The following is an 18408-nucleotide window of genomic DNA, read 5'->3' on the forward strand; positions in this document are numbered from 1 at the left end:
GTTAAGAAGGGGCCCCTTCTCTACCGCAGGCGTTAAAAGGGGGCCCTTCCTTACCCGCGCACCGCGCGGTAGAGGTCGAGGGTGCGGGCGGCGATGGCGTCCCAGGAGAAATGCTCGACGGCCCGTCGCCGGCCGGCCCGCCCCAGCGCCCCCGCACGGTCCGGATTCGCCAGCAGCTCGGTCATCCGCGCCGCCAGGTCGGCCTCGAAACGCGCCGGATCCACCGGCGTGCCGTCGCGGCCGGTCTGCTCGATCGGGACCAGCAGGCCGGTCTCGCCGTCGGCGACCACCTCCGGGATGCCGCCGGTGGCGGTGGCCACCACCGGCGTCTCGCAGGCCATCGCCTCCAGGTTGACGATGCCCATCGGTTCGTACACCGACGGGCAGACGAAGATGGTGGCGTGGGTGAGGATCTGGATCACCTCGGCCTTGGGCAACATCGACGCCACCCAGACCACCCCGGTACGGCGGGATCGCAGCTCGGCGACCAGCCCTTCCACCTCGGCGGCGATCTCGGGGGTGTCCGGGGCGCCGGCCAGCAGCACCAGCTGGGCGTCGGGCGGCAGGTCGCGGGCGGCGCGCAGCAGGTGCGGCAGGCCCTTCTGCCGGGTGATCCGGCCGACGTAGACCACGCTGGGCAGGGCCGGGTCGATGCCGAGTCGCGCCAGCACGTCGGTGCCCGGATCCGGGGCGTACTGCGCGGTGTCGATGCCGTTGTGGATGACGTGCACCCGGTCCGGATCCACTGAGGGGTACGCGGCCAGCACGTCGCGGCGCATTCCCGCGCTGACCGCCACGATCGCGTCGGCCGACTCGTACGCCGTCCGCTCGCACCAGGAGGAGAGCGCGTAACCGCCGCCGAGCTGCTCGGCTTTCCACGGGCGCAGCGGTTCCAGGCTGTGCGCGGTCACCACGTGCGGCACCCCGTACAGCAGCTTCGCGGTGTGCCCGGCCAGGTTCGCGTACCAGGTGTGGCTGTGCACCACGTCGCTGCCGGCACACCCGGCGGCCATCTCCAGATCCACGCCCATGGTGCGCAGCGCCGGGTTCGCGCCGGTCAGGCCCGTCGGTTCGGCGTACGCCCGCACCCCCGGCTCAGTGCGCGGCGCGCCGAAGCAGTGCACCCGCACCTCGGCCAGTCGGCGCAGCTCCCGGGCCAGGTACTCGACGTGCACCCCGGCGCCGCCGTAGACCTCCGGCGGGTACTCCCGGGTGAGCAGGTCGACGCGCAGCGGGGTGTCGGTCATGCCCGGCACCCTAGTGCAGCAGTGTGCCCGTACGAGTGGTGAAGTGGCACCGGGATGGATAGCGTTTTGCTCATGGCTGCCAAGGTGCTCGCGATCGTCCTGGCCGGTGGAGAGGGCAAGCGCCTGATGCCGTTGACCACGGACCGGGCCAAGCCGGCCGTCCCGTTCGGCGGGATGTACCGCATGGTCGACTTCGTCCTCTCCAACCTGGCCAACGCCGGCTTTCTGAAGATCGTCGTGCTGACCCAGTACAAATCGCACTCGCTGGACCGGCACATCACCAAGACCTGGCGGATGTCGACGCTGCTGGGCAACTACGTCACCCCGGTGCCCGCGCAGCAGCGCCGTGGCCCGTGGTGGTTCGCCGGATCGGCCGACGCGATCTACCAGAGCTTCAACCTGATCTACGACGAGCAGCCCGATTACGTGATCGTGTTCGGCGCGGACCACATCTACCGGATGGACCCGCGGCAGATGGTGGAGGATCACATCGCCTCCGGCGCCAGCGTGACGGTGGCCGGCATCCGGCAGCCGCTGTCCACCGCCGACCAGTTCGGCGTCATCGAGGTCGCCGAGGACGGCCGGCGGATCCGGGCCTTCCGGGAGAAGCCCACCGACGCGGTCGGCCTGCCCGACGCGCCCGACCAGATCTACGCCTCGATGGGCAACTACGTCTTCACCACCCGGGCGCTGATCGAGGCGGTCGAGCGCGACGCGGAGGACAAGACCAGCAAGCACGACATGGGCGGCAGCATCATCCCGATGCTGGTGGAGCGGGGCGAGGCGAACGTCTACGACTTCCGCGACAACGAGGTGCCGGGCAGCACCGACCGGGACCGGGGTTACTGGCGCGACGTCGGGACGCTCGACTCGTTCTACGACGCGCACATGGATCTGATCAACGTGCACCCGGTGTTCAACCTCTACAACTTCGACTGGCCGATCTACACCGAGCAGCCGCCGTACCCGCCGGCCAAGTTCGTGCACCAGTGGGGTGAGCGGGTGGGCCGGGCGGTCGCCTCGATGGTCTCGCCCGGCGCGGTGATCTCCGGCTCGCTGGTGGAGAACTCCATCGTCTCGCCGAAGGTGAAGGTGCACTCCTGGGCGCACGTGGACGGCTCGGTGCTGATGGAAGGTGTCGAGATCGGCCGACACGCGGTGGTGCGCCGGGCCATCCTGGACAAGAACGTCTACGTGCCCGAGGGCGCCGAGATCGGTGTTGACCTGGAACGGGACCGGCAGCGTTACACCGTCTCGGACAACGGCATCGTGGTCATCGGCAAGGGACAGAAGGTGGAGCCGTGAGCGCGAGGAGTGAGCTTGCGAGCCCCGCAGTCGCGAACGAAAGGCAGGCACCGTGAGCAATCATCCCCGGGCCGGCCAGCCCGCCGAGCCCGCCGACCTGGTCGACGTGCCCCGGCTGGTGACCGCCTATTACGCCGAGCATCCCGACCCGACCGACCCGGCCCAGCAGGTCTCCTTCGGCACCTCCGGGCATCGCGGGTCGAGCCTGCGCAACGCCTTCAATTCCGACCACATCCTCGCGGTCACCCAGGCGCTCTGCGACTACCGACGGGAGCAGGGGGTCGACGGCCCGCTCTTCCTCGGCCGGGACACCCACGCGCTCTCCGCCCCGGCGGCGGTGGACGCGCTGGAGGTGCTCGCCGCCAACGAGGTCACGGTGCTGCTGGACAGCCGGGACGGCTACACCCCCACCCCGGCGGTCTCGCATGCCATCCTCACCCACAACCGGGGCCGCACCAGCGGGCTCGCTGACGGCGTCGTGATCACCCCGTCGCACAACCCGCCGGACGACGGCGGGTTCAAGTACAACCCGACCCACGGCGGGCCGGCCGACTCCGACGCCACGAAGTGGATCCAGGATCGCGCGAACGCGATCCTCGCCGCCGGGCTCACCCAGGTGCGCCACATCCCGTACGCGCGTGCCCGTGCCGTCGACACCACCGGCAGGTACGACTTCCTCGGCGCGTACGTCGACGACCTGCCGGCGGTGCTCGACCTGGACGCGATCCGTGCCGCCGGGGTGCGCATCGGCGCTGACCCGCTGGGCGGCGCCAGCGTCGCCTACTGGGGTGAGATCGCCGACCGGCACCGGCTGGACCTGACCGTGGTCAACCCGATCGTCGACCCGACCTGGCGGTTCATGACGCTGGACGGCGACGGCAAGATCCGGATGGACTGCTCTTCGCCGAACGCGATGGCGTCGCTGATCGCCGTGCGCGCCGACTACCAGGTCGCCACCGGCAACGACGCCGACGCCGATCGGCACGGCATCGTCACCCCCGATGCCGGGCTGATGAACCCGAACCACTACCTCGCGGTGGCGATCGCCCACCTGTTCCGTACCCGTGATCGGTGGGGCCCGGCGGCCGCGGTCGGCAAGACCCTGGTCTCCTCCTCGATGATCGACCGGGTGGCGGCCGACCTCGGGCGTCCGCTGCTGGAGGTGCCGGTCGGCTTCAAGTGGTTCGTGCCCGGCCTGCTGGACGGGGCGGTCGGCTTCGGCGGGGAGGAGAGCGCCGGGGCGTCGTTCCTGCGCCGCGACGGCAGCACCTGGACCACCGACAAGGACGGTATCCTGCTCTGCCTGCTCGCCTCCGAGATCATCGGGGTGACCGGGCGTACGCCGAGCGAGCACTTCACCGAACTGGCCGACCGGTTCGGCGCGCCCGCGTACGCCCGCATCGACGCACCGGCCACCCGGGAGCAGAAGGCGGTGCTCGGCAAGCTCTCCCCGGAGCAGGTGACCGCCACCGAGTTGGCCGGCGAGCCGATCACCGCCACGCTGACCACCGCGCCCGGCAACGGGGCGCCGATCGGTGGTCTGAAGGTGACCACCGAGAGCGGCTGGTTCGCTGCCCGCCCGTCCGGCACCGAGGACGTCTACAAGATCTACGCCGAGTCCTTCCAGGGGCCCGACCACCTTGCCCGCCTGCAGGAGGAAGCCGAGAGCATGGTGGCGAATGTGCTCAGCGAGTCAGGGGCGCATGGATGATCGCCACCGCAGCCCGGATGCGTTCCACGATCTGCTTCAGATCCGCGTCGGTGAGATCGGCGTAGGTGGGCAGATTGAGGCCGCGCCTGCCGAGGTCCCTGGCGACCGGATGGTCGACCTGGCCGGCCCGGTAGGCCGGAAGCTCGGTGATCGGGACGAAGAAGGGCCGGGTCTCGACCCCTTCCCGGTCGAGCGCGCGGGCCAGGGCGTCCCGCGAGGTGGCGTCGCCTGGTGGGCCAACCAGGAACGAGGCCATCCACGGTGCCTTCCGGACCCGGGCGGAGACCGGCTGCGGGGACAGCAGGGGAACGTCCGCCAGTTGTGCCTCGTAGGCGGACACCACCCGCTCCCGCTCGGCGATGATTTCCGGGGCGCGCTCCATCTGGGCGCAGAGGAGGGCGGCGGCGACGTTGGTCATCCGGTAGTTGAAGCCGACCACCGGGAACCAGTATCGCCGCTGCGGGTCCATGCCCTGGTTGCGCAGCAGCCGCATGCGTGCGGCGAGTGCCTCATCGGAGGTGACAACGCATCCCCCTTCCCCAGAGGTAATGATCTTGTTGCCGAAGAAGGAAAAGGTGGTGAGATCGGCAAGACGTCCGGTCGGTTCGCCGTCCGACGTCGCACCGTAGGACTCGGCGGCGTCCGCGACCAGAAGCAGACCGTGGCGCCGGCACAGTTGCGCCAGTTGGCGGTAGTCGGCGGGATGGCCGTAGAGGTCGACGGCCACGACCGCGCGGGTCCGTGGGGTGATGGCCGCCCGCACCTGTTCCGGATCGAGGCACCAGGTCTCCGGCACCACATCCACGAAAACGGGACGGCTCCCGCAGTACGTGACCGCGTTGGCCGTGGCCACATATGTCAGGGCGGGGACGATCACCTCGTCGCCCGGCCCGATACCGGCCGCGGCGAGAGCCAGGTGCAGCGCCACTGTGCCGTTCGCGGTCGCCACCGCCGTCGCGGCGCCGCACTGCCGCGCGAACTCCTCCTCGAATCGGCGCAGGTAGGGCCCCTGAGACGAGATCCAGCCACTGCGCACCGCGTCCAGCGCGTAGCGCTCTTCCAGTTCTGACAAGCAGGGACGGGCCACCGGGAAACGCTGCATGGTCAACCTTTTCCGATCAAACTCGTGCCGAACGATGCCTGTGGGACAGGGCCGGGGCGGCCCGCCGCCACCCACTCCAGCAATCGCGCGTAGTCAGTCGCCGCATCTGTCCAGGTACGACCGGACAACCGGTCACCGGCTCGTCGTGCGGCGGCGGCGAAACGGTTGCGATCGTCCAGCACCCGCCGAACGGCGTCCGCGAGCGATTCCGCATCGCGTGCGGCGAAGACTGCTGCCTCTGCCCGGCAGAACTCCAGCTGGGCCAGGAGGGGAGGGGAGTCGGCACAGACGACCGGTAAGCCCCAACTGAACGCCTCGAGCACGGCGCCGCTCGCGGCCTCCCACAGTGAGGGCACCACGACCGCGTCCGCCCGTGAGTAGAGGCGGTGCAACTCGTCAAGCGTGACGAAGCCCGGGAACGACACCCTGCCTCGCAGGTCCGGTCGCGCCGCGCGGGCGAGCAGACGGCTGGCCTCCGGTTCGACCAGCGGCCCCGGACATACCAGCCGGCAGTCGGTGAGCCTTGCCATCGCTTCCAGCAGGGTCGAGTGGTTCTTGTGTGAGGCGGTCGAGGACGGATAGAGCAGAAGACCCGGTTCCGGTCGGGTGACAGCTTGGCGCGGCGCGGGTTGCAACGCCGGCGGCGGAATGAGCGCCACTTTCTCCGCCAGCTGCGGGAAAGCGGCCAGCACTTCCCGGTAGGGGTGTGGCCAGGACACGGCGACTGCCCCGGCTCGGGCGATGTTCTCTCGGACCACCGCGGCGAACCCGGGTGCCCAGAACTCCGGCTGAAGGTGACGTAGGTCGTGTACGACGACGACCGAGGCGCCGGTGGAGGCCGGGACGCAGTGAAACGGGTGCAGTACGACATCGGCGCGATCGGTGCGGGGACGACTTCTTTGGCGTACCGCGTTGGCCGTGCGTCGGACGGCCAGCGAGTAGCGGATGCGCGGCGGGGTCAGCCGCCGCAGGATCTGCCTGGAGCGGTTGTCGAACAGTAGCGGCCTTCTCGTTTCCGTCCACACGATCCGGTCCGTGCCGACACTTGCCCGCCAGGCGTCGATGGTTCCCGGTAGGACGGTCGCCTCGATGTCGTAGTCGGTCGCCTCCACCAGCCCGGAGAGCAGCCCGTAGGTGAAGGCCTCCAGACCGGCGGCGCCGCCGGGGCGGATCGGGGACGCGTCGACGAGCAGTCTCATCGGTCGATCCGGACGAGCCGGCCCATCCGCTCGTCCTCCAACAACTGGCGGTCGGCGTCCACCATGATGCGGACCAGGTCTCCGAACAGTGTCTTCGGTGCCCAGCCCAGGGTCCTGCGGGCTTTGGTGTAGTCACCGATCAGGGCGTCGACCTCGGCGGGCCGGAAGTACCTGGGGTCGATCATCACGTACTCCCGCCAGTCGAGTCCCACGTGCGCGAAAGCGGCTTCGACGAACTCGCGAACCGTGTGGCCTTCGCCGGTGGCGACGACGTAGTCGTCCGGCCGGTCCTGCTGTAGGGAGAGCCACATCGCCTCGACGTACTCGGGGGCGTAGCCCCAGTCCCGGACCGCGTCCAGGTTTCCCAGGTACAGCTTGTCCTGGATGCCGGCCTCGATCCGGGCCACCGCCCGGGTGATCTTTCTGGTCACGAAGTTCTCGGACCGGCGTGGGCTCTCGTGGTTGAAGAGAATGCCATTGGTGCAGTACATGCCCCAGGACTCGCGGTAGTTCACCGCGGACCAGTAGGCGTAAACCTTGGCGCAGGCGTACGGGCTGCGGGGATGAAAGGGTGTTTCCTCTCGTTGCGGAGGCGGCGTGGCCCCGAACATCTCCGACGAGGAGGCCTGGTAGAACCGTGCTCCGACGTTCGCTGCCCGCGTCGACTCGAGCATGTGAAGAGCGCCGAGACCGGTGATGCCGGCGGTGTATCCGGGGATGTCGAACGACACTCGGACGTGACTCTGCGCGCCGAGGTTGTAGACCTCGTCGGGTCGGATGTCGCGGATGAGGTTCGTCAACGATGCCGGATCGGAGAGGTCACTGTAGTGCAGGAAGAGCCGGGCGTCCGCGTTCCGTGGGTGAACGTCGATTCGATCGATGCGGTCGGTGTTGAAGCTTGAGGACCGCCTTTTGATTCCGTGCACGGTGTAGCCCTTGTCGAGCAGCAGTTCCGAAAGGTAACTGCCGTCCTGTCCGGTGATCCCGGAGATGAGCGCTACTCGCGACATGTGTGAAACCTCTCGTGATGCCGACTTCGGAGGCAAGGGGGGCCGCCATGCGGCTGCGGGCGTTGGATCTTCGCTCGGGTGATGCTTCGCTCTTTGTACAGCAAGAAGATGGGCCGGGTGCCTGTTTCACGTATCGCTGCAAGTAATTCCGGATCCGCGATCAGTGTTCTCACTTTCGCCTGACCGGTTTCGGGTGGCGCCGTGTCATTCGGTCGGCGCGCTCGTTCTAGAAACTGACGCATGGGCGCGATTGCGCCCGGGACGGACGGGGCGGGGCAACTGCATGGGCGGGAACGCGAGTACAGTTCGCAGCGCGGAGGCCGGCGCGGCCACCTCCCGGCACTCTGCTCACCAGGAGCAAAAGTCTCGACTGACCTGGTTGTTGCAGCTCTACCCCACCAGTCTGTTGGTTCTCGTCCCCTACGGCGTCCTGGTGGTTCCGATGGCGCTGCTGAACGGCAATCCGGAACTCTGGTTCATCGTCAAACTGCTGCTGCTGGCTCTGGCCGGCACGGTCGTTATCGAATTGGCGACTGCCCGCTGGCTGGGTAAGCGTTCCGATTGGCAGTCCGGTCTGGCTCGGGCCAACGCCGGGTACCCGCACCTCTATCTGCTCGCCCGAGCGACGACGATCGTCAGCATCATCGCCGACCTCATCGGCGGACTGGCGGGCCGCGGGTCCATCTTCGCCCAGGTCAGCGGCGAGGTGAATGTCTCTCCCGCAGTCGTCCTGACGTCCCTGTTCTCAGGTTGGCGGTACCTCGCGTTCGTGCTGCTGCTGGCGAGTCTGCTCGGCGGGCAGGCGCGGCGCCTGGGTGTTCTGTGGTGGACGACCGCTCTGCTGGCCACGCAGGTGGTGCTTGTCCTGATGACCGCGTTCTCCTCACCACTGATCAGTTACCTGTCCTTCATCCTCGGGGTGGGAGCCATCTGCGGCGTAATCCGTCCCCGCCTGGTGGTTGTTGCCGCAGTCGCGTTGTTCATGGCGTGGCCGACTCTTTACTCGGCCCGCAACGATGTGCGGACCGAAGGGGGCGTGAAGGTTTCCGAAGAGGTGACCGCCGCCGAACGCATTCGTTTCGATCTGCAGTTGACGCGGGCGAGCGCCTACGATGTGCCGGCTGCCGTGGATCATCCCGGCCTACCGGGGATTGTCCGCTACGGCCTGCTTCCCCGGGCTCTGGACGCCGAGCGGCCTCCCCTCACCACCGGTACGCGTATCAACGAATACCTCGGCGGCAGCTCCCACTCCGCCTACAACTTCCTCACCCTTGGCACGGTCTACTTCCTTGAGGGCCCCTGGGGAGTGGTGCTCTTCTATGGCGGTTGGGCACTCGTCGTCGTGCTGCTGTTACGGACAGGGGGCACGCCGGGGCCGGTGCGCCTGTCGCTCTTCGGTTTTGCCGTGGCCGGTCCGCTCATCTGGACGAGGACGTACCCGGAGAACGTGGTCGGGTTCCTGCAACACACCGTGGCCGCGTTACCGATCCTGCTGGTCCTGTTCCTTCTTCGGCCGCGCGAGCGATCGGCACCGTCAGGCAGCCGGGTGGCGGCCGACCGGTTCGACACGTGACGGCGTCAACGCCGACAATGTTCGGCCGTGTCCGTCGGGTGACCCGGCTCGGGGGCGAGGGCAGATTCGGTGCCCGCGCCCTGGCGGCCTTTTCGGTGAACGGACTGTCGAGCATCGGGAATCTCGTTGTCTCGGTCACCGTCGCCCGGGGTGAACCGCTGGCCCGGCTGGGGCAGTTCGCGCTGGCACTTTCCATCTACGTACTGGCCACCGGGCTGATCCGTACGAGCATCACGGAGGCGGTCCTCGCCCCACGGCCGGGATCGAGGCCGGCGGAGGTGGGGGCAGGAGCGGGACGGGCCTGCCTGGTCGGCTCGGTGACCGGCGGCGCGGTTGTCGTGGTCGGTGCGGTCCTCGGCTCTCCGTACCTCGTCATCGCCGGCCTGGCGCTGCCCGGCCTGGTGCTCTGCGACTACATCAAGGCGATAAACCTCGGCGTGGGCCAGACACGTGTGGCGTTGGTGCAGGAGTGCATCTGGACCGGTTGCAGCGTGGCCGCCGTACTGTCGGCTCTTCTCGCGCCCGTCGCTCCGGTCGTGGTCTTCGGCGCGTGGGCCGCCGCCGGAGCGCTCACCGGATTCGGGGTCGCCGTCCAGCAGGACTACCCGGTGCTGCCCCGATGGGGGCTCGACCGACACGACACCCGCGTCGCCGGTAACTTCGCCGCTCAATTCCTGGTCACGATCGGATCGTCACAGGTGGCGCTGAGCGCCCTGGCTGCGGCCGGCGGGGTCGTCGGCGTCTCGATCGTCGGTGCCATCGGGGCGGCTCGGACCATTTTCGGCCCGGTGACCCTCCTGATGGCCACCCTCTCATCGCTGATCGTGCCGTATCTCGCCCGGGCCCGACCGGTTACGCGCCGTGCTCGGCTACGTACGACCGGGCTGGTCAACGCGTTGGCGGTCGGTCTGATCGCTCCGGCGGCGCTCGCCGTGTGTCTGCTTCCGGACGGCATCGGTGAAGCCATGCTCGGCGCGAACTGGAGCGCCGCCCGACCGCTACTGCTCCTGCTGGCAGTCGAGGCCGTCCTGGCCCCCATCGCCACCGTCGGTTTCGCCGGACACCGCGTGCAGGGGGCGGCCGGTCGCGCGTTGCTGATCGGCTGCGTGCTGGGACCGATGCGGATCCTCCTGTTCGTCTCCGGCGGTGTCCTGTACGGAGCCCAGGGGGCCGTGGCAGCACTGGCCGTGCTGGCAGCGCTGACCGCCGCCTGCTGGTGGCTCAGTTATCTGACGGTCGATGCGAGCGGCGGACACTCCGCGGCTGGTCGGCCGAGCGGTACCACGGATTCCCCGGCGTGCTCGACCTACCGGGTGCTGGCGACCGTCGGCGCGTTCGAACCCGGATTCCGCGGCGGCGGTCCAGTCAGATCCGTCGCGTGGATCGCAGACACGCTGCCCGCCGACATCGAACTGCTGCTGGTGACAGCGGATCATGATCTCGGATGCGCAGAACCCTATCCGGAACTGTCCGGCCGATGGATTCGCCGTAACGACGAATGCGACGTCTTCTACCTGAGCCCGAAGAGCTTGCCGGGGTGGCTACGTGCCGCGCGCCGAATCCGGAGCAGGCCCCTCGACCTGCTCTACGTCAACAGTCTCTGGTCGCGCTATTCGATCGTCGCGATCCTGGCTGCCGCGTCCCGGCTCGTGCGCGTACGCGCGATCCTCGTCGCGCCCAGGGGGGAGCTTCTTCCCGGATCGCTCGGCCTGAAGCGGCCGAAGAAGCAAGCCTTCCTGCGGATCTGGGCACCGCTGCTGAAAAGGCTCGACGTGCGATGGCACGCGTGCAGCGAACTGGAGCGCGATCACATCAGAGCAATTTTTCCGTGGGCCCGGGTGCTGGTCGTCGGCAACCACGTCGACACAGCCGAGCCGCTGCCCCCGACCGGGCCGAACCCTGGGCCGTTGCGCCTCGTGTTCATCAGCCGCATCTCGGCATCGAAGAACCTGGCGCTCGTCCTGGCGGCACTGAGAGACGTCACCCAACCGATCGACTTCGACGTCTTCGGTCCCTTGCAGGACGCCCGATACTGGGCCACGTGCCAGGACCTGATGCGGCAACTGCCGTCCCACGTCCGGGTCCGGTACCTCGGTGCCCTGCCGCCCTCGGCCGTCGCCCCGACCTTCAGCCGGTACGACGCGTTCGTGTTTCCCACGATCGGCGAGAATTTCGGGCACGTCATCATTCAGAGCCTCGCCGCTTCCTGCCCGGTCATCTGCTCGGACCACACGCCCTGGAGCGAATTGATCGAGCGGGCGCGCGGCCTCGTGGTCCGGCCGTTGACCGCGACCAGCTTGGCGGCGAGTCTCGACCAGTTGGCCGGCATGTCACCGCAGGACCGGTTCCAGGCGAGACAGGAAGCGGGCGAGGCGTACCGGAAATGGCGGCTGCAGAACGCCAACCGCAACGTCCTCGACGAGGCGCGGAACTTCTGCTGAGGTGCTGGCCCTCAGACCCGGACGTCCTGCCGGGCCAACCGAACCGCGTCGCCGGTCGAGCGGTCGCGTACCGCCCGCATCGCGCCTATCATCTCCGGCCAGTCCGGCGGGCGGTAGCCGGTCGACGCCGCCAACGCATCCGCGCGCAACGACCGGTCACAGGCGAACTCGTCGCATGGCACCAGCTCACCACGCCAGCCGTACACGTCGGCGACCAGGCGGAGCAGTTCGTACTTCGAGATGGGGCGGGCGGCCACGTGGTAGAGCCCGGTCAGGTCCTCCCGGGGGAGGACGACCTCTCGTAGCAGTCGGGCGAACTCGACGGTCGTCACTCCGCTGTAGATGGCTCTGGTCCAGCCCCGTACCAGCCCTGACTGGCTGAGGAACCAGTCGACCAGCGAGCGGTTGGAGCTGAGCTCGTGCCCGACGATGGACGTACGGAGAGTCAGCGCGGGAGCCGCAACGGTTTCCCCCAGCAACTTCGACCGTCCGTAGAAGTCCGCCGGATCAGGCAGGTCGGTCTCGACGTAGCTGCCCCGGCCACCGGAGAACACACAGTCGGTGCTGATGTGGATCAGACGGCTTCCGATTCGGGCGCAAGCCTCCGCCAACAGGTGGGGGAAGAGCGCATTGATCGTCGCTGTCTGTACGGCGTCCTGCACGTCGGGGCGTTGTTTGATCACGCCGATGCAGTTGACGACCGCGTGCGGCCGGATGCTGTCGAGGATCTGCTGTACCTGTTCGAACCGAGCGGCGTCGACTCCCGGGGTGATCCGCGTGAGCAACCGGGCCGGATAGTGGTGGGCGTGCAGGGCGAGGTCCCGCGCGGTGCCGTGGACTTCGAGCCGTTCATCACTGCTCAGCTCACGCAGGAGCGTGTGACCGAGCATCCCGGTGACCCCGAGAACGAGGACGCGTTGGATCATCATGGCCTCTTGTTCCGGCGGGAAGTCCTGCCCCGCCGTGCCGCCTCGGTGAGCAGATCCGCGAGGATCCGCTCGTTGCTCGCCTCACTCATATGGGTCAGGTAGTACTGGCGGCCTGCTTGCCCCATGGCCCGTAGCTGATGCCGGGGTGTCGCCCTCGCCGATCGGATCACCGCCGCCAGGCCCGCTGGGTCCTCAGGCGGCGCCGCGAAGCCGGCTCGGGCGTCGTGGGTGATTCGTGCCGCGTCACCGGGCGCGCAGACGAGCATCGGTTGACCGCAGGCGAGGATCGACTGAATCTTGCTGGGCAAGGTGATCCGGAACAGTGGTTCGTCCGCCAGAGACACCAGGTGCAGATCGGCGGCGGCCATGCGGGCGGCCATCCGGTCCGGGGGAATCGGGTCGAGAAAATGTATGTTGCCCGGCCGATCTCGCATCGCCCGAGCCGTCAGATTGTCCTTCTCGACTCCGTCACCCACCAACAGCAGATGTACGTCTGGGAGGTCACGCAGCCAGCTCATGGCGTCGATCACGACATCGAGTCGCTGCGCCGCGCCGAGGTTGCCGCCGTACATCAGCAGGAAGTGCTCGTCGGTCAGACCCAACCGGGATCGCAGTCCGGGTTCTGGCTCGGTCGGCTGCATGATCTTCTCGTCAGCCCAGTTGTAGATCACCGAGACCTTGTCGGCCGGTACGCCCCGATCGATGATGATGTCCCGTAGCCCCGGAGCGGGCACCGTCACATGGTCGGCCCAGCGGTAGGACTGGTCGGTGAAGCGGCCCAGCGCCGCTTCCGCGAGGCGCCGGGTGAGGCCCTCGGTGAGGAACCCGGTCGCGAACACGTTGTCCGGCCACAAATCGAGGACCATCGTCACGTACGGTGTTCCCCAGCGCAGCCGGGCCGTCATGGCCGCGGCGGTCGCGGTCACCGGCGAGGAGTACACCAGGGCCACGTCCGCGTCGCGTAGCACGCGCCCGCCGAGCAGCGCGGAGGACGCGGCCCAGCTCACGTAGTTCACGGTCCGACCGAAAGCGGACCGGTCGTGGCTGGGGTAGAGCGGTGTGCGTACGACACGCATCCCGTCGTGTTTCTCGACGGTCCTGCGCCGGGCCGAGTAGCCCTCGTACACGACACCGCGGGGATAGTTCGGAACGCCGGTGAGCACCTCGACGGCGAAGCCTTGCCGGCGCAGCGATCCGGTGAAGCGTTTCGTGAGGGACGCGGGCTCCGGGGGGAACCACTGGCTGACCAGTGCGACCCGGTCCGCTCGTTCGCTGGCGCCGGTGTTCACGCCAGGGCCCCGACCGTGTGTGCATCAAGTTGGGCTCGGACCTCCGGCAGGGTCAACAGCAGTGCTTCGATCTCCGCAACGGTGAGACGTCGAGCGTTGTGCGAGTTGAAATCCGCCTGATCGCTTCGGTCGACATCACCCTCCTCGAAGTAGAGGGCGTAGTTGAGATCCCGGCTGTCCACCGGAATCCGAAGAAAATCCCCGCGGTCTTCGGCACGGGACATGTCCTCACGGCCGGCGAGCGTCTCGTAGAGCTTCTCGCCGTGCCGGATACCGAGAATGTTGAACTTGGCCGGCACGCCGAACAGGTTGCACAGGGCCGTTGCCAGATCCCCGATCGTGCAGGCGTCCGCCTTGCGAACGAAGATGTCCCCCGGGCGGCCGTTGTGGAACGCGTGCTCGACCAACCCCACCGACTGCTCCAACGACATCAGGAATCGGGTCATCTTCGGTTCGGTCACGGTTATCGGCACGCCGCGCCGGATCTGTTCGATGAACAGCGGTATCACCGAGCCGCGCGAATACATGACGTTGCCGTAGCGCACGATGCAGACCCGGGTCCGGGCGGTGGGATTGTTGCGAGCGTGCGCCTGGGCCACCTTCTCCATCAACGCCTTCGCCATGCCCATCGCATTGATCGGGTAGACGGCTTTGTCGGTGCTCAGCACCACCAGCGACTCGACGCCGTTGCGCTCGCAGGCGTCCACCACGTTCGCGCTGCCGAGCACATTGGTGCGGACCGCCTCTAGCGGAAAGAACTCGCAGGAGGGCACCTGTTTGAGGGCGGCGGCGTGGAAGACGAACTGGGTGCCCCTGCTGGCCTTGGCCACCGAGTCGTATTCGCGTACGTCGCCGACGTAGTAGCGGACGCGGTCGTCGCGGAGCTGGTGTCGCATGGTCTCCTGCTTGGACTCGTCCCGACTGAGGACCCGTACCTCCGCGGCGCCCGCCTGAAGGAGTCGGGAGACCATCGTCCGCCCGAAGGACCCCGTGCCGCCGGTGATCAGAAAACGCCGGCCCATGAGCGTGGACGTCACGGTAACTCCTGTTCTCCCCCAACTGCAAGGGGTAAGTGCGATCTCATCAAGCCAGACGATACGTCCGCATACATCCGCCGATGACGGAAAACGGGAAAACGGCGATAACCGATAGGAATGCGATCAGTTTTCATGCCACGCGCCGTTACCGGCGTTGATCATCCTCGTTTGGTCATGAGACAGCGCCCGTCGTCAGGCGGCGTCGGCTGCGGTGAAGGGGGCGGGCAATGACGCGGGTTATGACGGTGGTGGGCACGCGTCCGGAGATAATCCGGCTGTCCAGGATCATGAATCGACTCGACCGGACCGTGGAGCATGTCCTGGTGCACACCGGGCAGAACTGGGACCACTCGCTGTCCGATGTCTTCTTCACCGAACTGCGGCTACGGGAACCGGATCGATTTCTCAAGGTCGACACCTCGTCGCTCGGGCGGGTTCTCGGTGGCGTTCTCGTCGGTGTGGAGGAGGCGATCCGGGACGTGCGGCCGGACGCCCTGCTCGTCCTGGGCGACACCAACAGCAGCGTGGCCGCGGTGATGGCCCGTCGGATGCGGGTGCCGGTCTACCACATGGAGGCCGGGAACCGGTGCTTCGACCTCAACGTGCCGGAGGAGACCAACCGCCGGCTGGTTGACCACGTGTCGGACTTCAACCTGGTCTATTCCGAGCACGCACGGCGAAACCTGTTGGCCGAGGGCCTGCATCCGCGCCGGATCCTGCACACCGGCTCGCCGATGCGCGAGGTGCTCGATTTCTATCGCACGGACATCGAGTCATCGCGAATCCTGGAGCGCCTTGAGCTTGCGCCACGCGGCTATTTCGTGGTCAGCGCGCATCGGGAGGAGAATGTCGACAGCGTTGAGCGGCTGCGTCGACTGCTCGACTGCCTGTCCGCAGTCCGGCGGATGTGGCAGCTGCCGGTGCTGGTATCCACCCACCCGCGTACCCGTAAGCGGCTCGAGTCGCTGACCGGTGGGATGCTCGACCTCGACGGGATCGCCTTCCATGAACCATTCGGCCTCTTCGACTACGTGCGGCTGCAGACCCAGGCGCGCTGCGTGCTCTCGGACAGCGGCACCATCAGCGAGGAGGCCGCGATCCTCGGCTTTCCTGCCGTCACGCTGCGGGACTCGATGGAGCGGCCGGAAGCGCTCGACGCGGGCGGCATCATCATGACGGGTCTCGATCCGGAAGGGGTGGTCGACGCCGTCCGAGTGACGATCGACCAGGTCGCGGCAACTGGCGTGCCCTGCCCGGCGGACTACCAGGTCCCCGATACCTCTCGTCGCGTCGTCGGCTTCATTCTCTCCACCGTGCGCCGGCATCACGACTGGGCCGGCATCCGCAGATGATCGACGCCGGCCGCCGGCGTGATCGATGCCAGCCGTCGGCTGCCGGCCTGGGGCCGGCGTGCCGACGTCTCACCGGGCTGGCACGCCCTTGACCACCGCACCAGGGGGGACGTCCCGGGTCACGCACGCAGCCGCGCCCACCACGGCACCGCTGCCGACCGTCAGTTTCGGCAGGACGACCGCTGCGGAGCCGACCATGGCAGCCTCCTCCAAGCGGCAGTAGCCGGAAATCGCAGCGAGCGGGTTCACGGACACGAAGTCATCGAGCCGGTTGTCGTGGCCGACGGCGCAGTTCTGGTTGAGGTGCACGTGCCGTCCGAGGACGACGTTCGTGGTGACGCGCGCGCCGCCGGCGGCGACCAACCCCTCGGCGAAGACACAGTCCGCCCCGATCTCCGCGTTCGGATGCACGAGGCTGGCGGCGGCCAGCCCGTATCCCCGGATCGCCTCGTCCGTGCGTCGCCGCCGGCGTGGATCGCCCACACCCAGCGCGATGTACGTGTCAGACGGCAACTCCGCCAGCAGTCGGATCGGACCGAGAAGCCGGGCGCCCAGCCGATGTACCAGCTTCAGGTTGCTGTCAACGGGGTGGTCATCGACGAAGCCGAGGACGTGCCAGAACGAGCTTTCGCCGCCCCGGGCGTTGATCGCTCGTACTATTCCGAAGATCTCTCGGGCCATGCCTCCGGTGCCGACGATCACCAGATCGCTCGGTCGGGTGGTGGCCTCAGCAGTGGTCATCGTCGCTCCGATCGGATTCACCCCCAGGTGCCCGTCGACCATCTGGTTCATCAGCCCGCCGGTGTGCCAGAGGGCGACGGGGGCAGACTCAGTCGGGCGCCCACCAGGGCCGCGGTGAGGCGTGGTTGGAATCGATAAGACGGTCGTCATCCGACGGGGACCCTCGCCGGTGGCACCCCAACCTTCGCTCGCAACAAGGCCGCGAAGCGGGCTCGGGACAACGCCATGGTCAGGCGATGGTCGTCGATCGTGACCTGCTGGAACCCCAACGATTCGTAGATCCGGCGCGCGGCACGGTTGTCCTGGTGCACCGTCAGCGTGATCTCGTCGAGCGCGAGTCGGTCGAACGCCCATCGACAGACCATCGTGCTGGCCGCCCGGCCGACGTCTCGCCCGTACTGTTCGGGGTCGACGAACAGGTAGAACTCGGCCGTGCCCGGACCGGTCGGAATGAGCCCGGTCATGCCGACCGGCCGGCGGCCGAGCCCTTCGATGACCACCAGGTCGTGACGATCAGGGTTCTGGCGGACCTGATCGAACCACGCGCTGGTCGACGCCGGGGTGACTTCCTCGATCCGGGTGTGCAGCCGCGTGCGGGGGTCATTCATCCAACTCACCCGGCGGTCGAGGTCGCTGGTCCGCAGCCGCCTCAGGGTCAGCCCGTCGAGCGTCGGATAGGTCCGCTCGGAGTCCAGGGGTTCTCCCAGTTCGTCGGGGATGACGACGACATCCCGACGACGGATGACCCGAACCAGCGTGCGCCAGAGGATGAGCAGATCGGTGCGAAGCGAGGCGTTGGTGACGTACTCGACGTCGACGCGGAGATGCTCATCCCATCCCAGGTGGTTGCGCCCGCTGACCTGGGCCAGCCCGGTGATGCCCGGCCGCGCGACGTGACGCAGCCGTTCGCTCTCCCGGTAGTGGGGCAGGTAGCGGGTGAACAGCGGTCGAGGTCCGACCAGGGACATGTCTCCACGTAGCACGTTGACCAGTTGGGGCAGCTCATCCAGGCTGGTGGTGCGCAGGAATCGGCCCAGCGGAGTGAGGCGCTGCCGGTCGTTGCGCCCTGCGGATGGTCCGTCCTCGGCCGGCCGCATGGTGCGGAACTTGAGCAGATCGAAGGAAGCCTCGCGGTGCCCCAGGCGGGACTGCCGGTAGATCGCCGGTCGCCCGTCGGACAGCCAGATCGCCATGGAGATCGCGACGAAGACCGGAACGGCCAACAGCAGCAGTACGCTGCCGCAGAAGAGGTCGACACACCGCTTGACGGCATTGAGACGCCGGATGCGTCGTTGCTCCGCAGTGGAGAGCCGGTCGCTCTCGATCTGCGCGAGCGGTCTGGCGGGAATATTGTGCCTAATCAAGGCCAGCCCCCGGAACCATCGTGTTCCGATATCCAGCCGACGTCAGTAGGATGTTCATGAAAGCATCTCCGCTCTGTGCCGCTGACGGGCGATCAGCCCATTGGCCGA

General features: G+C 67.9%; 14 protein-coding genes. 5 read left to right on the top strand and 9 right to left on the bottom strand.

All coding sequences use genetic code 11. From position 1 onward, the window contains the following. Positions 1–50 precede the first annotated feature (50 nt). Complete coding sequence (glgA, locus tag Vqi01_RS15005; protein WP_239098408.1) at positions 51–1247, bottom strand: glycogen synthase; 1197 nt, start codon at positions 1245–1247, stop codon at positions 51–53. Between the two features lie 72 nt (positions 1248–1319). Between glgA and glgC the strand changes: the two genes are divergently transcribed. Both glgC and pgm read left to right on the top strand, forming a co-directional pair. Beyond that, positions 1320–2552 carry a glucose-1-phosphate adenylyltransferase gene (gene glgC / locus Vqi01_RS15010; protein ID WP_204035404.1) on the top strand — a complete coding sequence of 411 codons (1233 nt, stop codon included), beginning with the start codon at positions 1320–1322 and terminating at the stop codon, positions 2550–2552. 52 nt (positions 2553–2604) lie between these two features. Further along, complete coding sequence (gene pgm / locus Vqi01_RS15015) at positions 2605–4263, top strand: phosphoglucomutase (alpha-D-glucose-1,6-bisphosphate-dependent) (protein ID WP_204035405.1); 1659 nt, start codon at positions 2605–2607, stop codon at positions 4261–4263. Here the strand turns inward: pgm and Vqi01_RS15020 are convergent. From Vqi01_RS15020 to gmd, 3 genes are read right to left on the bottom strand one after another with little or no spacing between them, the layout of a single operon-like run. After that, a complete protein-coding gene (locus Vqi01_RS15020; protein ID WP_239098409.1) occupies positions 4238–5335 on the bottom strand; it encodes a DegT/DnrJ/EryC1/StrS family aminotransferase in 1098 nt (365 codons plus the stop codon). The two genes, pgm and Vqi01_RS15020, sit on opposite strands and share 26 nt — an antisense overlap. Positions 5336–5367: 32 nt before the next feature. After that, a complete protein-coding gene (locus Vqi01_RS15025; RefSeq protein WP_204035407.1) occupies positions 5368–6564 on the bottom strand; it encodes a glycosyltransferase in 1197 nt (398 codons plus the stop codon). Further along, a complete protein-coding gene (gmd, locus tag Vqi01_RS15030; RefSeq protein WP_204035408.1) occupies positions 6561–7574 on the bottom strand; it encodes a GDP-mannose 4,6-dehydratase in 1014 nt (337 codons plus the stop codon). Before gmd ends, Vqi01_RS15025 begins: the two co-directional genes overlap by 4 nt. A gap of 379 nt (positions 7575–7953) precedes the next feature. Between gmd and Vqi01_RS15035 the strand changes: the two genes are divergently transcribed. Next, positions 7954–9147, top strand: a complete 1194-nt coding sequence (locus Vqi01_RS15035) for a hypothetical protein (RefSeq protein WP_204035409.1) — start codon at positions 7954–7956, stop codon at positions 9145–9147. 38 nt (positions 9148–9185) lie between these two features. Further along, a complete protein-coding gene (locus tag Vqi01_RS15040) occupies positions 9186–11588 on the top strand; it encodes a glycosyltransferase (protein WP_204035410.1) in 2403 nt (800 codons plus the stop codon). 11 nt (positions 11589–11599) lie between these two features. Here Vqi01_RS15040 and Vqi01_RS15045 read toward each other — a convergent pair whose 3' ends face one another. The 3 genes from Vqi01_RS15045 to Vqi01_RS15055 are packed head-to-tail and all read right to left on the bottom strand — an operon-like array spanning position 11600 to position 14843. Further along, complete coding sequence (locus tag Vqi01_RS15045) at positions 11600–12517, bottom strand: dTDP-4-dehydrorhamnose reductase family protein (protein ID WP_204035411.1); 918 nt, start codon at positions 12515–12517, stop codon at positions 11600–11602. After that, positions 12514–13806 (bottom strand): glycosyltransferase family 4 protein, encoded by a 1293-nt coding sequence (locus tag Vqi01_RS15050; protein WP_204035412.1) that lies wholly within the window; start codon positions 13804–13806, stop codon positions 12514–12516. Before Vqi01_RS15050 ends, Vqi01_RS15045 begins: the two co-directional genes overlap by 4 nt. Continuing rightward, positions 13803–14843 carry an SDR family NAD(P)-dependent oxidoreductase gene (locus tag Vqi01_RS15055; protein WP_275408811.1) on the bottom strand — a complete coding sequence of 347 codons (1041 nt, stop codon included), beginning with the start codon at positions 14841–14843 and terminating at the stop codon, positions 13803–13805. The genes Vqi01_RS15050 and Vqi01_RS15055 overlap by 4 nt, the downstream gene beginning before the upstream one ends. Positions 14844–15070: 227 nt before the next feature. Here Vqi01_RS15055 and wecB point away from each other — a divergent pair, with 227 nt between their 5' ends. Next, complete coding sequence (gene wecB, locus Vqi01_RS15060) at positions 15071–16195, top strand: non-hydrolyzing UDP-N-acetylglucosamine 2-epimerase (RefSeq protein WP_204035413.1); 1125 nt, start codon at positions 15071–15073, stop codon at positions 16193–16195. Positions 16196–16264: 69 nt separating this feature from the next. On the opposite strand, the gene Vqi01_RS15065 is transcribed toward wecB, so the two are convergent. Continuing rightward, on the bottom strand, positions 16265–16936 hold the full coding sequence (locus Vqi01_RS15065) for a NeuD/PglB/VioB family sugar acetyltransferase (RefSeq protein WP_204035414.1): 672 nt from the start codon (positions 16934–16936) through the stop codon (positions 16265–16267). Between the two features lie 146 nt (positions 16937–17082). Further along, positions 17083–18300, bottom strand: coding sequence for a GNAT family N-acetyltransferase (locus tag Vqi01_RS15070; RefSeq protein ID WP_204035415.1), 1218 nt, complete (start codon positions 18298–18300; stop codon positions 17083–17085). Positions 18301–18408 lie beyond the last annotated feature (108 nt).

Source organism: Micromonospora qiuiae, from assembly GCF_016863555.1.
In the GTDB taxonomy this organism is placed as follows: Bacteria; Actinomycetota; Actinomycetes; order Mycobacteriales; family Micromonosporaceae; genus Micromonospora; species Micromonospora qiuiae.